The sequence below is a fragment of the Rhodanobacter sp. FW021-MT20 genome, from assembly GCF_041107475.1.
Taxonomy (GTDB): Bacteria; Pseudomonadota; Gammaproteobacteria; order Xanthomonadales; family Rhodanobacteraceae; genus Rhodanobacter_A; species Rhodanobacter_A glycinis.
Window position 1 is genome coordinate 38,744 of sequence record NZ_JBGBPX010000022.1, and the last position, 16,610, is coordinate 55,353.

Consider the following 16,610-nt stretch of genomic DNA (forward strand, 5'->3'; position numbering starts at 1 on the left):
ACAGGGATGGGGCAAGCATTCGCATGGTGTCAGTCGTTCCCGAGATAGGCTTCGCGGATTTCCAGTGGTGCGAACGGCCAGGACCGGTTGACCCTGGCCCAGATCGCGAACACCACCAGGCCAGCGACGATCCACGCGCCGGACAGGATCAGCGACATGGCGGACGCCGACAGATAGACGTATACCCACCCCGCCAGCGCAATCACGCACGGTATCGGATACAGCCATTGTCTGTACGGCCGTTGCAGCGTCGGCTGGCGCTTGCGCAATACCACCAGCGCGGCGATCTGTGCGATGGACTGCACGATGATGGTTGCCGCCAGCAGCATGCTGATCACTTCGGTCAGGTCGAAGAACGTGCCGATCGCCGTCACCACGCCCATCGTCAGCAAGGCCACATGCGGAAAGCCGTGCTTGGCGTGCAGCTTGCCGAACACGGACAGAAACACCTTTTCGTGTGCCGCCTGGAACGGCACGCGCGAACCGCCGAGCAGGCCGGTAAACACCGAGGCGAACGCCGTCACGATGATCAGAATGGTCATGACCGAAGCCGCCGGGCGACCCCAGCTGTGCTCCACCACGAACGACGCCACGGACTTGGACTGGGCGATCTCCTGCCATGGCGCCACGCCGAGCACGCTGATATTGAGGATGAGGTAGACAAACATCATCGCGACCACGGAGATGATGATCGAACCGGGCATGGTCCGGCCCGGATTGCGCAATTCGTCGCCCATGTAAGCGGTGGTGAAATAGCCGAGGTAATCGTAGATGCCGATGATGAGTCCGGCGCCCAGGCCGACGAAGAAGTGCCCGCCGAACGCGCCGGCCGGATAGGTGAAGGCGAAGCTCGCGTGGAAATCCCAGAAGCCGGCCGCTGACACGCCAACGACCGAGAGCAGCATGATCACCCACATCGCAATGGTGATCGCGCGGATCGATTCGATTCGCCGGTACAGCAGCAAGGTCACGAGGCCGGTCGCCGCCACGCTGACCAGATGCACCGGCCACCAGCCCAGGTTCGGCAGGAAGTATTCCAGGTATTCGACCATCCCGATGATGCCGGTCGACATCAACAGTGGAATCGTCAGCAGCACCGTCCAGATGAACAGGAACGGCATCAGCTTGCCGGTGCGGTACTGGAAGGCTTCGCGAAGATAGACGTAGGTGCCGCCGGAGCCAGGCATGGCCGCGCCCAGCTCGGCCCAGACCATGCCGTCGGCCATCGCGAGAATGGCGCCCACGATCCAGCCGACCACCGCCTGCGGCCCGCCCATGGTGGCAACCATGATCGGAATCGTGATGAACGGCCCGATGCCGCACATCTGCGTCATGTTGATCGCGGTGCCCGAGAACAGGCCGATGGAACGATGGAAGTTGCCATCGAAATGAGGTGGGGGCGTATTGGAGTCCATGTTTGCCTTGTCGCAATGGTTGCTTGCGTCGAAATTCGATTCGTTCACCCTGAGCGCAGGCCCAGAGGGCCGGAGTCGAAGGGCATCATGCGATGGCCGCTTCGACTCCACTTGCTGACGCAAGCTACGCTCGGCGCGAACGGGACTTTTTGCCGGGCATCGCCGTCGATCCGGTTTCCATCACCATTGCCCGCGAATGCCGACCATGAACATGCGCTCGGAGAAATTCGAGTGCGCGGGCTGGTCGGGCCACACGAGGTAGTAGCGCTGATACTCGTTGGTCAGGTTGGTGCCGTCCACGAACAGTTCGGCGTATTTGTCGATCTTGTACGAAACCGACGCGTCGACGTACTTCTGCGGCGCCTCGTACATTTCCATGCCGGTGATGCCGCCCACGTCCTCCGATGCGGCGCGCTTGGAGCGGTAGTTGTACGCGATGCGCGCCTGGAAGCGGTCGTCCTGGTACCACAGGATGAAGTTGCCGGACTTGGTCGAGTTGTCCTGGAACGGAATCTTGTGTCCGGCCAGGTCGGTCTCGCCGGTGTCGCTCGGCGCGTAGGTGGCGTTGACCTCCATGCCGGTCTTGGACAGGATCCCCGGCAGGAAGGTGAACCCCTGGCGGTAATCGAACTCCGCACCATGGATGCTGTTGCCGGTGCCCTGGATCGGTTCGCTGATCGTGATGCAATGATTGCGCACCACGCCATCCTCGTCCGGCAAGGTGCAATTGGTGACACTGCCGCTCTTGATGAAGCTCTGCACGTTGATGCGGAACAGTGCCAGGCTGAGCATGCTGGTGTCGTTGATGTAGTACTCGAGCGAAGCGCCGAAGTTGGTGGAACGCCACGGATCGAGGTTCGGGTTGCCGTTCGAGCTGCCCGCCGCCACGCGGTACAGCGGTCCTTGCGGGGTTTCCACCAGCGAATAATTCAGCTCCAGGCCACCGCCCCAGGTACTCAGGTCAAGCGGCATCATGTTCTTCGAATAGGCCAGGCGAAGCTTCAGTGCATTGGTGAGGTCCAGCGCGAAATTCGCGGACGGCAAGTAGTCCTTGTACTCGCGGCGCGTGACCTGGGTGCCGGCATCGGCCGGCTCCGTGCCATAGGCGCCCGGATCACCGGAAAGATGCTGGGTAACGTCGAGATTGGTGCGGATCGCGCGCAGGCCGACATTGCCGCTGTACGGCATGTTGCCGATGCTGCCATTGAAATCGGCTTGCAAATAAGCCGAGGTTTCCTTCATCCACACGGCCCAGGTGCGCCCCGGCGTGCCCTGCCGCATGGTGTCCGGATAGAGCGACTTCCAGTACGCCTCCGGATCGTCCATCGCGTGGGGATTGATCGCCCAGTAATTGATTCCTGACCCGAGCAGGTTGTTGTACTGCTTCCAGTTGTTGGCCAGTGGTGGCGGTGTGTTCGACATCTGCAGCGCCGAGATCGGGCCACCGCGAAAATAGCCCTGTGCATTGCCCGCGGTACACGCACCGCTGTTCAGCACCACGTCGGCGCCCACGTAGCGCACCAGACATCCGTTCGGGTCGCTGGCGCCCATGCCGGCGTATACCGGCGTGACCAGTGTGAAGCCGATGTTGTCGGCGCTGCGGATGCTGTTGCGTACGCCGAAATCGAGCTTGATGCCGTCATCGAAGCTGTAGTGTCCATCGAAGCGCAGCGCGCTGAGCCCGACCGAGCGGTCGTAGTCGCCGGCGGATTCCAGCGTCTTCATCGTCCAGCCATTCGGATTGGCAAATTGGTTGGCCAGCGCCGCCGGCATGCTGACGGTGATGTTGCGACCGCCGAAGTTCGCAATGATCGGAAGCGTGTTCTGGGCGATGCCGCTGGCATTGAACACGCGGTTTCCGCCCAGTTGGCTGGGAAAGACGAAGGTCCCTGGCGGGACGGCATCATCGGGCACGCCGGGCATCAGCACGTTGGGCCACAGGCCGCCGTCGGAATCGGAAATGTTGACGTCGGTCTCGACGTTCGACTGACGTGCCGTATCGCGGATGCCGCGCACGCTTCCCGTGAACGGGCCGCCATTGTCGAAGTCCACCTGGAGATTGAAGTTCTGCGCGGTGGAGTCCTTCCGCGTCACCTGCGAGAACGACTCCACGTCACCGGGCCACTTTTCATACACCTGGGTGGTGTACAGCTGCATGCCGTCCCAGCCCGGCTCGGGCGTGCCGTACGAGCCGGCGACGGGGCGGCCGGTGTCGCGCGATTGCAGCGGTACGTAAGTTGCGCCCTGCCAGTTGGTGGAGTTGAACTGGATGCCGGCGACGCGATCGAGCTGCTTCTGCTGCGCGTAGAAGTAGTCGCTGGTCAGGGTGAATCCGTTGCCAAGATCCATCTGGAACGAAGCATTGCCGGACTTACGCTTGCGCTGGGTGGTGGTGTCGTACAGGCCGATGTTCTGGCTGCCCATGAACACGCCGTTGGATTTCCCGTCGCCGTTCACGTCGACACTGCCGTCGGGGTTCTGCACGATCTGCGAAGGAATCGGCGCACCGTTCCACGGCGTCAGGAAACCGTTGTAGCCGCCCGCACTGGCCGCGTTCTCGCCATTCAGGGCGACGCCGTACTGGTCCAGGCCTTCGGTCGAATTCTCCCGTGTGGTGTTGGAAAAGTCGGCGGAAACCAGCAGGCCCCATTTGCCATCATCGTTGTACGAGATGAGGCCGTTGGCCTCCGGTCCGGTCTTGCGGCTGGTGCGGCCGCGCTCACCATCGGCGGAATAGCTGTAGGTGAATCCGCTGGGAAGATCCCAGGGCCGATAGGTGTGCAGGTTGAGCGAGCCGCTGATGCCGCCGTCGGTCAGGCTGGCGGTAGGCGACTTGATGACGTCCACGCCGTGGAACAGCGTGGCCGGCAGCATGGTGAAGTCGGGCTGCTGCGAGTCGATCTGGTCCGCGGTGATGAATGCCTCGCCGTTCAACATGGTGCCCACTTCAGGCAGGCCGCGTACATCCACCGTGGTACCGACGCCGGCGTCGCGGTTGATCTGCACGCCGGTCACGCGCTGCAGCGCATCGGTGATGGTCACGTCGGGCAACTGGCCGATGCCTTCGGCGGTGATGCTGTCCTGGATATCCGGCGCCGAACGCTTCAGTTCGATCGCACGCATCTGCGACGCGCGTACACCGACAACGTTGACCGCCGCCAGCGTGGCTGCATGTTTGGCGTCCTTGTCCGTTCCGGTATCGCCGGTCGCGGGCTTGGCTTTCTTTGCGTCGGGCGCAGATGCTGCCTGCGCATTTTGTGGTGTGCTGGCCTGCGCTCCCGAGGTGTCCACCTGGACTCCCGCACGCGGTGATGCCATCGCGGATGTCGCCACCGCGGCGAACAGCGACATCGATATGGCAAATGACAAAGGATGCTTGCGATGTACGGTGGACATGAGCTTTCCCTCTTGGTTGATGTCTGCCGAATCTGTGGAGCTCCGCCATGCGTCAGCGCGCGCCCCGTTGGCGCCGGATGCGTGGCGCCTGCTGCAATGCCGAGCCCGAGGCAGCGACCCATGACACTGCGTGCCACGACCGCTTCCATCCGGTGTTCCCCCGCGGAATGCGACATCCGCGTATTGCCTAGAAACCGTGCGCGTCGTCCGCGCGGGTCCGTCGTCCCTGCACGCTTTTCGCGTGCACGCTCCCGCGCAGCCCAGCCCTGCGCATGCCACAACCTGGTTTCGTCCAGCCATACAGGCGCGGTTCCGTGATGCAGTTCATCCGGGTACCCCGTCAGCCGCGGCGCGACCGGGTTTCGTGTCTCCTGCCACGCTACGCCGGAGATACCAGCGTGCCGCCCCCAGCACGCCGTTGCGCCCGTGTTCCGTTACCCGTACCGGAACCTGCGACAGCAGCGCACGCACGCTGCGCCCATGCAGGAATCGCTGTTCGAAAGCGCTGCGCTCAAGCAACGTGAACATCGAATAGAGGAAGCCGCCGGCGAGGTACACGCCGCCCGTGGCCATGAAGGTCATGGCCAGGCTGCCGGCAAAACTTCCCAGCGCAGCACAGAAGATCTCCACCGCTTCCACGGCCTGCGCATCGCTGCATGCCGCTGCTGCCGCGGTGATGGCTTCGGGCGAGGCCAGCCTTGGCGCTTCCCCGAGCAAGGCGCACAGCGCCGCGTACACTGTCAGCAGGCCGGGGCCCGAGACGATGCGTTCGTACGCCACGTAGCCGCCGTCCGGTGCCAGGTGGGCAAGGACCTCGCGTTCGCGAATCGAATGGGGCGCGAAATCCGTCTGGCCGGCTTCCGTCGTCAGCACGTGACCACCTGCGGAAGCGGGCAAGCGCACCGCCGCGCCAAGCCCGGTGCCCGGCCCGATCACCAGCGTCGGGCCATCGGGCTGGCTGTCCGGTCCGCACAGCAGCCGTGCATTGCCGGCGGACGGGTAGTCGAGGGCGTACCCCAGCGCTTCGAAATCATTGAGAACGGCGATGTCATCCAGCGCCGTGGCTTGGCGCAAGGCTGACAAGCGGATGGGCCAGGCGAAATTGTCGTTCAGGACTTCGTCGCCCATGACCTGCCCGGCGCAGGCGAGCACGCAGTGCCGCACTGGGGTGCGCGCATCGTTTTCGATGAATGTTTGCAGCAGTTCCGCCAGCCCGCGAAAGTCCGCGCACGCAAACTTGCGATAGGCAAGCACGTGGAGCGCTTGCCCGCTGTCCGATGAGGCCTGCAGCAGTGCGATGCGGGCATACGTGCCCCCGACATCCGCTGCGAGAAATGGCAACGTCAGGATGCTTGCTGGTCTATCAAGAGGGTCGATTGCCGCGTTCACCATGCCTCCCCGCACTGGAACGGGCACCAGCTTGGGATTCATTGTCACCGGTGTCAACTTGCAAAGCGTCATCTATAAACAGGGTTGTAAATGCACTTTAATTTAATGTTTTATATGTATTTTTATAAAAATACATCAAATAGAAATAAGGATTTGAATTGCATTGCAACATTTCAGGATATTGTCCCGGGAGGACTCTGCTGGCGATGGCATGCAGCGTCGAATGGCAATTCGGCACATCGAGTGCGATAAAGCCTCCATGCAGGACTCCCCATCGACGACAACACCCCTCCCGCCCGCCCGCACCAACACGGCGCTGGCCGGGTTCATTGCCACGCACTCGCGCCTGTTCGTATTGACCGGCGCGGGTTGCAGCACGGATTCCGGGATTCCCGACTACCGGGATACGCACGGCCAGTGGAAACGCGCGCAACCGGTGACCTTCCAGGCCTTCACCGGCGATCACGCCGTGCGCCAGCGGTACTGGGCGCGCAGCCTGGTCGGCTGGCGCCGCTTCGGTCATGCGAAACCGAATGCAGCGCATCGCGCGTTGGCCACACTGGAGGCGCGAGGCAAGGTCACCTTGCTGCTGACCCAGAATGTGGATCGCCTGCATCAGGCCGCCGGCAGCGTGAACGTGATTGACCTGCATGGCCGGCTGGATCGCGTGCGCTGCCTGGCGTGCGAATTGCAGTTGCCACGCCAGACGTTCCAGGAGGATCTGCTGCGCCAGAATCCGGCTTGGGCGGCCGTCGACGCCGTGGACGCACCGGATGGCGACGCGGATCTGGAAGGCGACTTTTCACATTTCGTCGTGCCGCCCTGCCCGCGTTGTGGCGGCATGCTGAAGCCGGACGTGGTGTTCTTCGGCGAAGGCGTGCCACGCGAACGCGTGGAAGCGGGCATGCAGGCCTTGCACGAAGCCGATGCGATGCTGGTGGTCGGTTCGTCGCTGATGGTTTATTCGGGTTATCGCTTTGCCCGGGCGGCTGCGCAAGCGGGCAAACCGATTGCCGCAGTCAACCTGGGGCGCACCCGCGCCGACGATTTGCTCAGCCTGAAAGTCGAACAGCCCTGCGCGCAGGCGTTGTCCTTTCTCGACTGAGGCAGAAGCTGCCGGCGGGGCCGGAACGGGCCACCCTCTGGCTGACCGCCCTGCTCAGGCGCCGCGTCGCGAGCGGAAAAATTCGCGCAACATGGTCGACGCCTCTTCGGCCAGCAAGCCGCCCTGCACGTCGATGCGGTGGTTGTGGCGGGCATCGATCAGGGTATCGAACACGCTGCCGGCCGCCCCGGTCTTGGGATCATTGGCGGCGTAAACCACGCGTCCGATCCGGGCATGGATCAAGGCCATGGCGCACATCGAACACGGTTCCAGCGTCACGTACAGCGTGGCGCCGACCAGCCGATGGTTCGCCTGTTTCTCACCGGCAGCGCGCAGCGCCATGATCTCGGCGTGTGCGGTGGGATCGTGCAAGGTGATGTTGCGGTTCCAGCCAAGTCCGGCGATCTCGCCGTCCAGTACCAGCACGGCTCCAACTGGCACCTCGTTTTCGGCATCACGGGCGTGCGCGGCCAACTGCAGCGCGCGCTGCATGTGGCCCCTGTCGGCTTCGGAAAATGCGGCGGCAATCGCCGGGGCTTCAGCTTTCGTCATCAACCTATTATGGATGAAACGCGAGAACGGCTGGCGCGACAGGGTGCGCTGCCAGCCCGCTGACTCCCGTCATCCGACAGCTCGTCATCAGGCCATGCGCTGGCGTGGATTTGTCCGCCTCCGGGCCGCACAGGTCACCGATCGGTCGCGTACTGCTGGCGCTCGGGGCAAGGTTGTAACATTATGTAATAACGTTTCATGTTGATGGCGTCTTGGTGTCGTTATCGCAAGAATTTGCGACAGATGACGACACGTTGGCGCTTGTTGCTGTTCCGGAACTTTTCGAACGCGGTGCTTTCTTCTACCGGGCCGACGGGCTGCCGCAGCTGTCCGGCAAAGAGCATTCCAGCGTGTGATCGACACCAGTAGCCAGGGGGCGAGCGTGGGAAGGTAGAAGCCAACGTGTTGTCGCAATGCTCCCGGCAATGGGCCGCTGACGTGCTTGGTCCCAGCCTGCACGCGGGCCCGATGGATACCGCCGGGAGTCCGGGAGCCTGGCTTCCGCCCAAAGCATCAGGTGGCCGCCTGCCGGTCACGACTGGCGCGCACAGAGAATCCATCCCACCATGGTTGTTCCTCCGAATGCCCGCACGCCCCGGCCCCGCGCATCGTGCGTTGTCGCGGCCCTGGCGACCTTGCTGATCGCCGGCTGCGCCGCCGGACCCGATTTCAAGACGCCACCCGCTCCCCATGTCGATCGCTACACGGCCAAGCCGCTCGCCGCAGCAACAGCTTCCGGCGGAAGTGGGGCTGCCGGTGGCGTGCAGCATTTCGATGCTGCCGGCGATGTCACTGCCGACTGGTGGACCCTGTTCCACTCTGCGGCGCTTGATCGCCTGATTCGCCAGGCACTGGCACACAACCCCGACCTCAAGGCCGCACAAGCTGCGCTGAAAGCCGCACATGAAGATGTATTGGCCCAGCGCGGCAGCTATTACCCGTCGGTATCGGCCAGTCTTTCCGGCAGTCGCGAGAAAGATCCAGCCGGCGCCCTGGCCCCGGTGCCCAGCAACAACGCCTACCTGTACAACCTGTTCACCCCGCAGGTCAGCGTGTCGTACACGCCGGACGTGTTCGGGCTGAACCGGCGCTCGGTCGAATCGCTGAAAGCGCAGGAACAGGCCGTGCGCTTCCAGATGATCGCCGCCTACAACACCCTGACCGCCAACGTGGTGGTCACGGCGATCCAGATCGCTTCGCTGCAGGCGCAGATCGACGCCACCCGGAAACTGGTCGACCTCAACCGGCACATGCTGACCATCCTGCACTACCAGCTGACCGGGGGCTTGGTCAGCCAGCAGGATGTCGCTGCTCAGCAGGCACAGCTGGCACAGGCCGAGTCCGCCCTGCCCGACCTGGTCAAGCAGTTGAGCCAGCAGCGTAACCGCATGGCCGTGCTGGCCGGGCGCTTTCCCAGCCAGGGCGTGGATGCCGATTTCACCCTGGCAAGCCTGCATTTGCCCGAGCAACTTCCGGTCAGCCTGCCCTCGAAACTGGTGGCGCAGCGCCCGGATATCCGCCAGGCCCAGGCCAACCTGCATGCCGCCAGTGCCCAGGTCGGCGTTGCCGCCGCCAACCGGCTGCCGCAGATTCAGCTGAGCGCGGATGCCGGCAGCACGGCGCTGGCCATCAGCAAGGTGTTTTCCCCCGGCACCGGCTTCTGGAACCTGACGACGTCAATTACCGCGCCGATCTTCGAAGGCGGCACGCTGATGCACCAGGAACGCGCCGCCAAGGCCAACTACACGCAGGCTGCTGCGCAATACCGCAGCACCGTGCTGTCGGCCTTCGAGGATGTCGCCGACACCCTGACTGCACTGGAACAGGACGCCAAGGGTCTGCAGGCCGCCGCGACGGCCGCCGACGCGGCCAAGACTTCGCTCGACATCGCGCAACGGCAAGTGAAGGACGGTTATGCCGCACCGCTGTCGCTGCTGAATGCGGAACAGGCCTGGCAGCAGGCGCAAATCAGCCTCGTACAGGCGCAAGCCAACCGTTACGCCGATTCGGCCGCGCTGTTCCAGGCGCTCGGCGGTGGCTGGTGGCATCGCAAGGATTCAACCCGGGACACCCATGAAAAGTGAAACCTTCCGCGGTCTGGCTAACGCCGCGCGCCCTGGCGCCCTCAGTGTCGCCCTCTTGTTTGCCGTTGCCGCACTCGCCGGTTGCTCACACCCGGACAAGCAGGCTGCCGCGGATGCGTCGACGACACCCCAGAACGTGACGTTGACCAAGACCCAGCTCAAGCGCATCCATTTCTACACCGTGGCGCCCTCCAGCTATCGAAACACGGTCGATGCCACCGGCGTGGTCGGCTTTGACGACAACCAGGCCACCAGCGTGATGGCGCCGATTTCCGGCCCGGTCACCCGCTTGCTGGTCAACCCTGGCGACCAGGTAAAGAAGGGCCAGCCGTTGGCCATGGTGGCTTCACCGGATTTTGCCGCCGCCATCAGCGCATACCGCAAGGCGGTAGATTCGGCGCGCACGGCGCGCAAACTGGCGGATCAGGACAAGGACCTGGTCAAGCATCAGGGCGTCTCCGAGCGCGAGGCCGAGCAGGCGCAGACCGATGCGTCCAACGCCGAGGCTGATCGCAATGCCGCGCTGCAAGCCTTGCTGGGCCTGGGCGTCGATCCGAAGGACATCAAGGCGGTGCAGGCCGGTCTGCCGATCGCGCATATCGAAGGCATGATCCGCGCGCCGATCGCCGGCACCGTGGTGCAACGTTCGATCACCGTCGGCCAGCTGCTGCAAGCGGGCAGCACGCCCTGCTTCACCATCGCCGACCTGTCGCGCGTGTGGGTGAAGACCCAGTTGTTCGGGTCGGATCCTGCCTTGGTGAAAGCCGGCGACTCCGCCGAAATCGACACGGGCGACGGCAGCAAGCCGCTTGCCGGCAAGGTGACCTACGTCGCGGCGGAAGTGGATCCGGATACCCGCGCGACGCTCGCTCGCGTACAGGTGGACAACCCGGGCGGCCTGCTGAAAAAGCAGATGTACGTCAGCGTGAAGATTCATTCCGCCAACGCCGAAACCGGCCTGCGTCTCCCGGTGGGGGCGATCCTGCGCGACGACGAAAACCTGCCCTTCGTCTACGTCGCCCAGCCTGACGGCAGCTTTGCCCGGAAGCATGTGACGCTCGGCGCCCGCAACGACGACCAGTACGTCATCACCAAGGGCCTGCGTCCCGGTGACCGCGTCGTGATCGACGGCAGCATCTTCCTCATGTTCATGCAAACCCAATGAGTACGCCATTGACGCCGGAAGGCAATGCACCCCACAAAGCCTCGATCATCAACCGGATCGTTGCGTTCGCACTTGAGCAGCGCTTGCTGGTGATATTGCTGTCGGCAGCACTCGCTGCCGCAGGGGTATGGGCCTACAAGGTCCTGCCGATGAATGCGTACCCGAACCTGTCGCCGCGGATGGTGGAAATCATCAGCCAGTGGCCGGGACATTCGGCGCAGGAGGTCGAGCGCCTGATCACGGTGCCGATGGAACAGGGCCTCAACGCGATTCCGGGGCTGGTCAGCAAACGCTCGATTTCGCTGTACGGACTGTCCGATCTCACCCTGACGTTTGGCTACGGGACTGATCCCTATTTCCCGCGCCAGCGCGTGTACAACCGCCTGTCGGGGATTTCCCTGCCCGCGGGCGTCACGCCGTCCGTCGCACCGATGTCGCCGCCGTCCGGGCTGGTCTATCGCTATGTGCTGCAAAGTTCCGATCGCTCGCCGATGGAACTCAAGACGCTGGATGACTGGGTGGTCGTGCCGCAATACCGCAGCGTGCCGGGCGTCGCCGACGACTCCGCCTTCGGCGGCGGCACCATGCAATACCAGGTGCTGCTGAATCCGGTGAAGACCGCCGCGCTCGGCTTGAGCGTCTCGCAAGTCGAAGCATCGCTCGCGGCCAACAACAGCAACGCCGGCGGTGGCTTCTACCAGCAAGGCGGCCAGTTCTTCTATGTGCGCGGGCTGGGGCGCATCAAGACGCTGCAGGACATCGGCAACATCGTGCTGGCGGTACACAATGGCACGCCGGTGCTGGTCAAGGATGTCGCCGAGGTGAAGATCGGCACCGCGCCGCGACTGGGCGAATTCGGCTACATGAACCAGAACGACGCTGTGGAAGGCGTGATCCTGGGGTTGACCGGTAGCAAGACCGAGGACGTGCTGAAGCAGGTCGAGGCGAAGACGAAGGAACTCAACGACACGATCCTGCCCAAGGACGTGAAGGTCCATCCGTTCTACGACCTCACCACACTGATCAACCAGACCAAGAACGTGGTGATGCACAACCTCACGCTCGGCCTGGTGCTGGTGGTCTTGGTGCTGGTGTTCTTCCTGTACGACATGCGTGCGGGGTTGATTGCCGCCGTCACGGTTCCGCTGGCGTTGCTGTTCGCGTTCCTGTGCCTGGACCTGAAGGGCGCGCAAGCCAACCTGCTGTCGATCGGCGCCGTGGATTTCGGCATCCTGGTGGATGGCGCGATCTTCATGGTAGAGAACATCTTCCGCGAGCTGGCTGCACGCCAGGGCACCGAGTACAACCTCAAGCAGGTGATCCTGTCCGCGGCGGCCGAGATCGATCGCCCGCTGGTGTATGCCGTCGCGGTGATCGTCGCGAGCTTCCTGCCGATCTACTTCCTTACCGGTCCGTCCGGCACGCTGTTCAGGCCAATGGCCGACACCATGATCTTCGCGTTGATCGGCTCACTGCTGGTCACGCTGACCTTGTTGCCTGTGCTTTGCGGGATATTCATGCGCAAGGGTGTGCGTGAGCGGCGCAACGCGGGCTTCGAGAAGCTCAAGGCGTGGTACGTCCGCGGGCTTCGCAAGACCGCCCGGGTGCCGTGGCGCGTGGCAGGGGTTTGCGTGGTGCTGTTTGTCATCACCGTCGTGATGATGCAGAACCTCGGTGCCGAATTCATGCCGCATCTCGACGAGGGCGCGTTGTGGGTACGCGCGACGATGCCGTACAGCATCGACTTCAACGAAGCGTCCAAGATCAGCCCGGAAATCCGCAAGGTGCTGCGCTCCTTCCCGGTCGTCACCACCGTGACCAGTGAACTCGGTCGTCCTGATGACGGCACCGATTCGACCGGCCTCTACAACGACGAGTTCTTCACGGGCTTGAAGCCGTACTCGGAGTGGCATGGCAAGTACCGCGACAAACAGGCATTGATCAAGGTCATCAACGCCAAGCTGACGGCGAAGTTTGCCGGCATCCAGTTCAACTACAGCCAGCCGGCCGAGGATGCGGTGGACGAGGCCGAAACGGGTTTGAAGAGCGCGTTGGCAGCCAAACTCTACGGACCGGATCTGCAGGTACTGCAGAAGGAAGGCAAGGCGATCAAGGCGGTGATGGAAAAAGTGCGCGGCATCACCGACATCACGGTGGTGCACGAGCTCGGCCAGCCCAATCTGGCCATCCATATCGATCGCGCGAAGATTGCCCGCTACGGCCTGAACGTCGATGACATCAACAACCTGATCAATGCCTCGATCGGCGGCAGTGTCGCCACCGAAGTGGTCCAGGGCGACAAGCAGTTCGACCTGCTCGTGCGCTTGCAGAAGCGCTTCCGCAACAACCCGGAAGAGATCGGCAACATCCCGGTGGCCACGCCCGGCGGCCAGGAGATCCCGCTCAAGCAACTGGCCAGCATCAAGGTCGAGAACGGCGCCTCCTTCATTTACCGCGAGAACGGTTCGCGTTACACAGGTGTCCAGTTCTCGGTGCAGGGTCGCGACCTCGCCGGTGCGGTGAACGACGCGATCGCGCAGGTCGCGAAGAACGTGAAACTGCCGCAGGGCTACCACCTCGAATGGGGCGGCGAGTACAAGGAATACACCGCATCACGGGCCCAGATGCGGGTGATCCTGCCGTTGACCGTGCTGCTGATCTTCGCCCTGCTGTTCGTGCTGTACGGCAACTTCAAGTTCCCGCTGATCACCGTGGTGGGCGTGTTGCTGTCGGCCCCGCTCGGTGCGGTATTCGCCATGTGGGTCACTGGCACCGCGTTCTCGGTGTCCTCCGGCATCGGCTTCATCGTGCTGTTCGGCGTTTCGGTGCTGACCGGCGTGGTCTACATCTCCTGCGTGAACGAGCTGCGACTCGGCGGCATGGATATCGACGAGGCGCTGCATGAGGCCGCGGTATTGCGCCTGCGCCCCATCATCATGACTGCCCTGGTCGCGGCGCTGGGCCTGCTGCCCGCCGCCATCGCCACCGGTGTGGGCACTGACTCGCAGCGCCCGTTCGCGCTGGTGATCGTGGCCGGCATGATCTCGCGCCTGGTGATCGGCATCTTCCTGATGCCCACGCTGTACCGGCTGGTGGCTCGCCCAGGCGACCACTTGCAGGTGTGATATCAGGACTGGCCATGCCGTGGGCATGGCCAGTCCGCGAGGACGCCGGAAGAGCCTTCAGCCGCACGGGAGACCGGGGCATTCACCCTCAATCTTGCGAGGGAAATTCTCCATTTACTTCATTGATTTACATGGCAAACATGAAAAAGCCGGCACAAGGCCGGCTTTTTCGATACGGGGTTTGGGGAGCAATGGAACGAAAAACCGGGATAAGGTCTATTTATCCATAGAAACCATATAGATAGCCAAACACCCCTCCGGGGGCACTCATCCTCTCAATCGCCTTCCCTATCGTTGGGATCTCGTAGCGGGCGTAGTTCTCCGCGGGCCACTGCCTCGGGCACGGCAAAGGAATATCGGCCGTGCATGTTGATGTGGTCATGGCTGAGCGGCGACAGTCGTGCGACGTCCTCATCCCGTACGGGAAAACCGTCTTGACGCAACTGATCCAGTGCCGCCTCCATGTAGATGGTGTTCCACAAGACGACGATGTTGAGCACCAGGCCCAGCGCGCCCAGCTGGTCCTCCTGACCCTCCTGATAGCGTTGCCGGAGTTCGCCGCGTTTTCCGTGAAAAATGGCGCGCGCCACACTGTGACGCCCCTCGCCACGGTTGAGTTGGGTCAACGTGCTACGCCGCTTCGCCTCATCGTCAATATAGGTCAGTGTGTGCAGGGTCTTTTCAATCCGTCCGAACTCAGCCAAGGCCTGGGCCAGACGGGTTGGACGGTCGCCGATCTGCAAGGTTCGCATGATGCCGTTGGCTGGTACACGACCCAGTTTCAGCGAGCCCACCAGCCGCAGGATGTCGTCCCACTGCTCCTCGATCAATGGCAGTTTCACCCGCTGGCGGGCAACGGCATTGAGGTCGCCGTAGTCGGCCTCGGGATCGATGCGCCAGAATCGCGTGCCGCCGACGTCCGCCAATCGGGGACAGAACCGGTACCCCAGCAGCCTGAACAACCCGAACACCACGTCGCTGTATGCGCCGGTGTCGGTCATGATCTGCGTCGGCTGCAATTCGGTGGGCTGTTCGAGCACCACGCCCAGCAAGATCAAGCTGTCGCGCAGCGTGCCCGGCACGGTGATGTGGTTGAGACCGCTGAACTGGTCGGAGATCAGGTTGTACCAGGTCACGCCGCGTTCCCGACCGAAATACTTCGGATTGGCGGCCGCATGCACAGTGCGCACGGGCACGACGAAACGCATCCCGTCGGCTGACGCCACGTCGCCACCACCCCACTGATGGGCCAGAATCGACCGGTTCTGAGCCGCCACCAGGATGGCATTGGCCGCAACCAGGGTGTCGTTGCGGAGGTAATTCTGGTCGACCCACGACAGACGCGATCGTTTCAGTGCAGCGATGTCGGCACGAACGAGGGGTTCGAAGCCCGTGTTGCTCGCCTCAGCCAGCAATACGGCACAGAGGCTGATCGGAAGCTCCGCAGCACGAGCAGACCGCTCGGTGAGATGGGTGAAGGCATCGGTGAAACCGGTACGGGCCGCAATCTCCAGCAATACCTCTTCAATGTCCACGCGTGGCAAACGCTCATTAACCGCAGCGCGCAAGGCCAGCAAAGACGCTGGTTCTTCGAGCTTGTCGAGGGAGCTGACGACCAGGTCGTTCTCGCCTTCGAACCGCACCGCAGGATTGTCCGGAAGTCGGGACGCTACCGCGCGGTAGGTCTCATCGAGTTCTTTGGTGATCGCGACGAGTGCCGACGAGGGCGTTGGAGACAAGCTGAGCGTGCGGCAGATGATGGGGCGCGCAGTCTCCCATTCGTTGCCGCTCAACAGCCCTGCGCGCGGGTCGGCATACTTCCAACTGGGGGCGACGAACACGTCGCGCCGGCGTAACGACGTATGCAATTCGTCGAGCACGCAGAAAGTGTAGGCCCGATGATCGATGCTGTCGTCGTCGCGAATCGCGTAGCGCTGCCAGCGTTTGCGAATGACATCACGCGGGACGTCGTCGTCGGCCTTGAATCGCCCGGGATGCGAGCGAAGCCATTCATAGGCGGCGACCACAGCCTCGCCTGCGGGACTCGCGCCGAAACGCAGATTCTCCAGCACAAAGGGGAGAAAGCGCCGGATGCGCCGATAGCGTTCGCTCAGCTCGCTGTAAAACACGTCGTCGGGCGGTCGTACCAGGTTGCTCACTTCCTGGAGCGCCTGGGCGAGGACGTCGCGCGGCACCTTGGCGAACAAGGCTTTGCGTAGTTTCTTGTCCGGGAGCGTGCTGTCCAGCACCACTTGGCAAGCATCGGCCAGCAGCGTGGCCGCACGATCCAGGTCTTTCAGCGTGCGCAAGCGTGTTTTCCGATCCTCCTTGCGCGCTGTGGAAAAAACATCCCGCAGCAGCATTTCAAGAACTTCGACG

At 63.1% G+C, this 16,610-nt stretch carries 10 protein-coding genes; 5 read left to right on the forward strand and 5 right to left on the reverse strand.

From position 1 onward, the window contains the following. Positions 1-29: 29 nt before the first annotated feature. The 3 genes from AB7849_RS17485 to AB7849_RS17495 form a co-directional block, all read right to left on the reverse strand. On the reverse strand, positions 30-1,415 hold the full coding sequence (locus AB7849_RS17485) for an APC family permease (RefSeq protein WP_369501451.1): 1,386 nt from the start codon (positions 1,413-1,415) through the stop codon (positions 30-32). A gap of 180 nt (positions 1,416-1,595) precedes the next feature. Beyond that, positions 1,596-4,811 (reverse strand): TonB-dependent receptor, encoded by a 3,216-nt coding sequence (locus AB7849_RS17490; RefSeq protein ID WP_008214246.1) that lies wholly within the window; start codon positions 4,809-4,811, stop codon positions 1,596-1,598. Positions 4,812-5,135: 324 nt separating this feature from the next. Then, complete coding sequence (locus tag AB7849_RS17495; RefSeq protein WP_008214245.1) at positions 5,136-6,152, reverse strand: glucokinase; 1,017 nt, start codon at positions 6,150-6,152, stop codon at positions 5,136-5,138. 307 nt (positions 6,153-6,459) lie between these two features. Between AB7849_RS17495 and AB7849_RS17500 the strand changes: the two genes are divergently transcribed. Next, a complete protein-coding gene (locus tag AB7849_RS17500) occupies positions 6,460-7,305 on the forward strand; it encodes an NAD-dependent protein deacetylase (RefSeq protein ID WP_369501452.1) in 846 nt (281 codons plus the stop codon). Positions 7,306-7,359: 54 nt separating this feature from the next. On the opposite strand, the gene tadA is transcribed toward AB7849_RS17500, so the two are convergent. Then, on the reverse strand, positions 7,360-7,857 hold the full coding sequence (gene tadA / locus AB7849_RS17505; RefSeq protein ID WP_369501453.1) for a tRNA adenosine(34) deaminase TadA: 498 nt from the start codon (positions 7,855-7,857) through the stop codon (positions 7,360-7,362). Positions 7,858-8,072: 215 nt separating this feature from the next. Here tadA and AB7849_RS17510 point away from each other — a divergent pair, with 215 nt between their 5' ends. The 4 genes from AB7849_RS17510 to AB7849_RS17525 all read left to right on the forward strand — a co-directional run bounded on the left by AB7849_RS17510 (position 8,073) and on the right by AB7849_RS17525 (position 14,231). Further along, positions 8,073-8,213, forward strand: coding sequence for a hypothetical protein (locus AB7849_RS17510; RefSeq protein ID WP_157618165.1), 141 nt, complete (start codon positions 8,073-8,075; stop codon positions 8,211-8,213). 210 nt (positions 8,214-8,423) lie between these two features. Next, complete coding sequence (locus AB7849_RS17515; protein WP_139201662.1) at positions 8,424-9,941, forward strand: efflux transporter outer membrane subunit; 1,518 nt, start codon at positions 8,424-8,426, stop codon at positions 9,939-9,941. Further along, complete coding sequence (locus AB7849_RS17520) at positions 9,931-11,106, forward strand: efflux RND transporter periplasmic adaptor subunit (protein WP_092700868.1); 1,176 nt, start codon at positions 9,931-9,933, stop codon at positions 11,104-11,106. The genes AB7849_RS17515 and AB7849_RS17520 overlap by 11 nt, the downstream gene beginning before the upstream one ends. Then, positions 11,103-14,231, forward strand: a complete 3,129-nt coding sequence (locus tag AB7849_RS17525; RefSeq protein ID WP_037101423.1) for an efflux RND transporter permease subunit — start codon at positions 11,103-11,105, stop codon at positions 14,229-14,231. The genes AB7849_RS17520 and AB7849_RS17525 overlap by 4 nt, the downstream gene beginning before the upstream one ends. A gap of 275 nt (positions 14,232-14,506) precedes the next feature. On the opposite strand, the gene AB7849_RS17530 is transcribed toward AB7849_RS17525, so the two are convergent. After that, on the reverse strand, positions 14,507-16,610 hold a 2,104-nt coding region (locus AB7849_RS17530), incomplete at its 5' end, for a Tn3 family transposase (RefSeq protein ID WP_369501454.1).

Coding starts and splice junctions, on each gene's coding strand:
- AB7849_RS17485 (WP_369501451.1), bottom strand. CDS start 1,415: ATGGACTCCAATACGCCCCCACCTCATTTCGATGGCAACTTCCATCGT.
- AB7849_RS17490 (WP_008214246.1), bottom strand. CDS start 4,811: ATGTCCACCGTACATCGCAAGCATCCTTTGTCATTTGCCATATCGATG.
- AB7849_RS17500 (WP_369501452.1), top strand. CDS start 6,460: ATGCAGGACTCCCCATCGACGACAACACCCCTCCCGCCCGCCCGCACC.
- tadA (WP_369501453.1), bottom strand. CDS start 7,857: ATGACGAAAGCTGAAGCCCCGGCGATTGCCGCCGCATTTTCCGAAGCC.
- AB7849_RS17515 (WP_139201662.1), top strand. CDS start 8,424: ATGGTTGTTCCTCCGAATGCCCGCACGCCCCGGCCCCGCGCATCGTGC.
- AB7849_RS17520 (WP_092700868.1), top strand. CDS start 9,931: ATGAAAAGTGAAACCTTCCGCGGTCTGGCTAACGCCGCGCGCCCTGGC.
- AB7849_RS17525 (WP_037101423.1), top strand. CDS start 11,103: ATGAGTACGCCATTGACGCCGGAAGGCAATGCACCCCACAAAGCCTCG.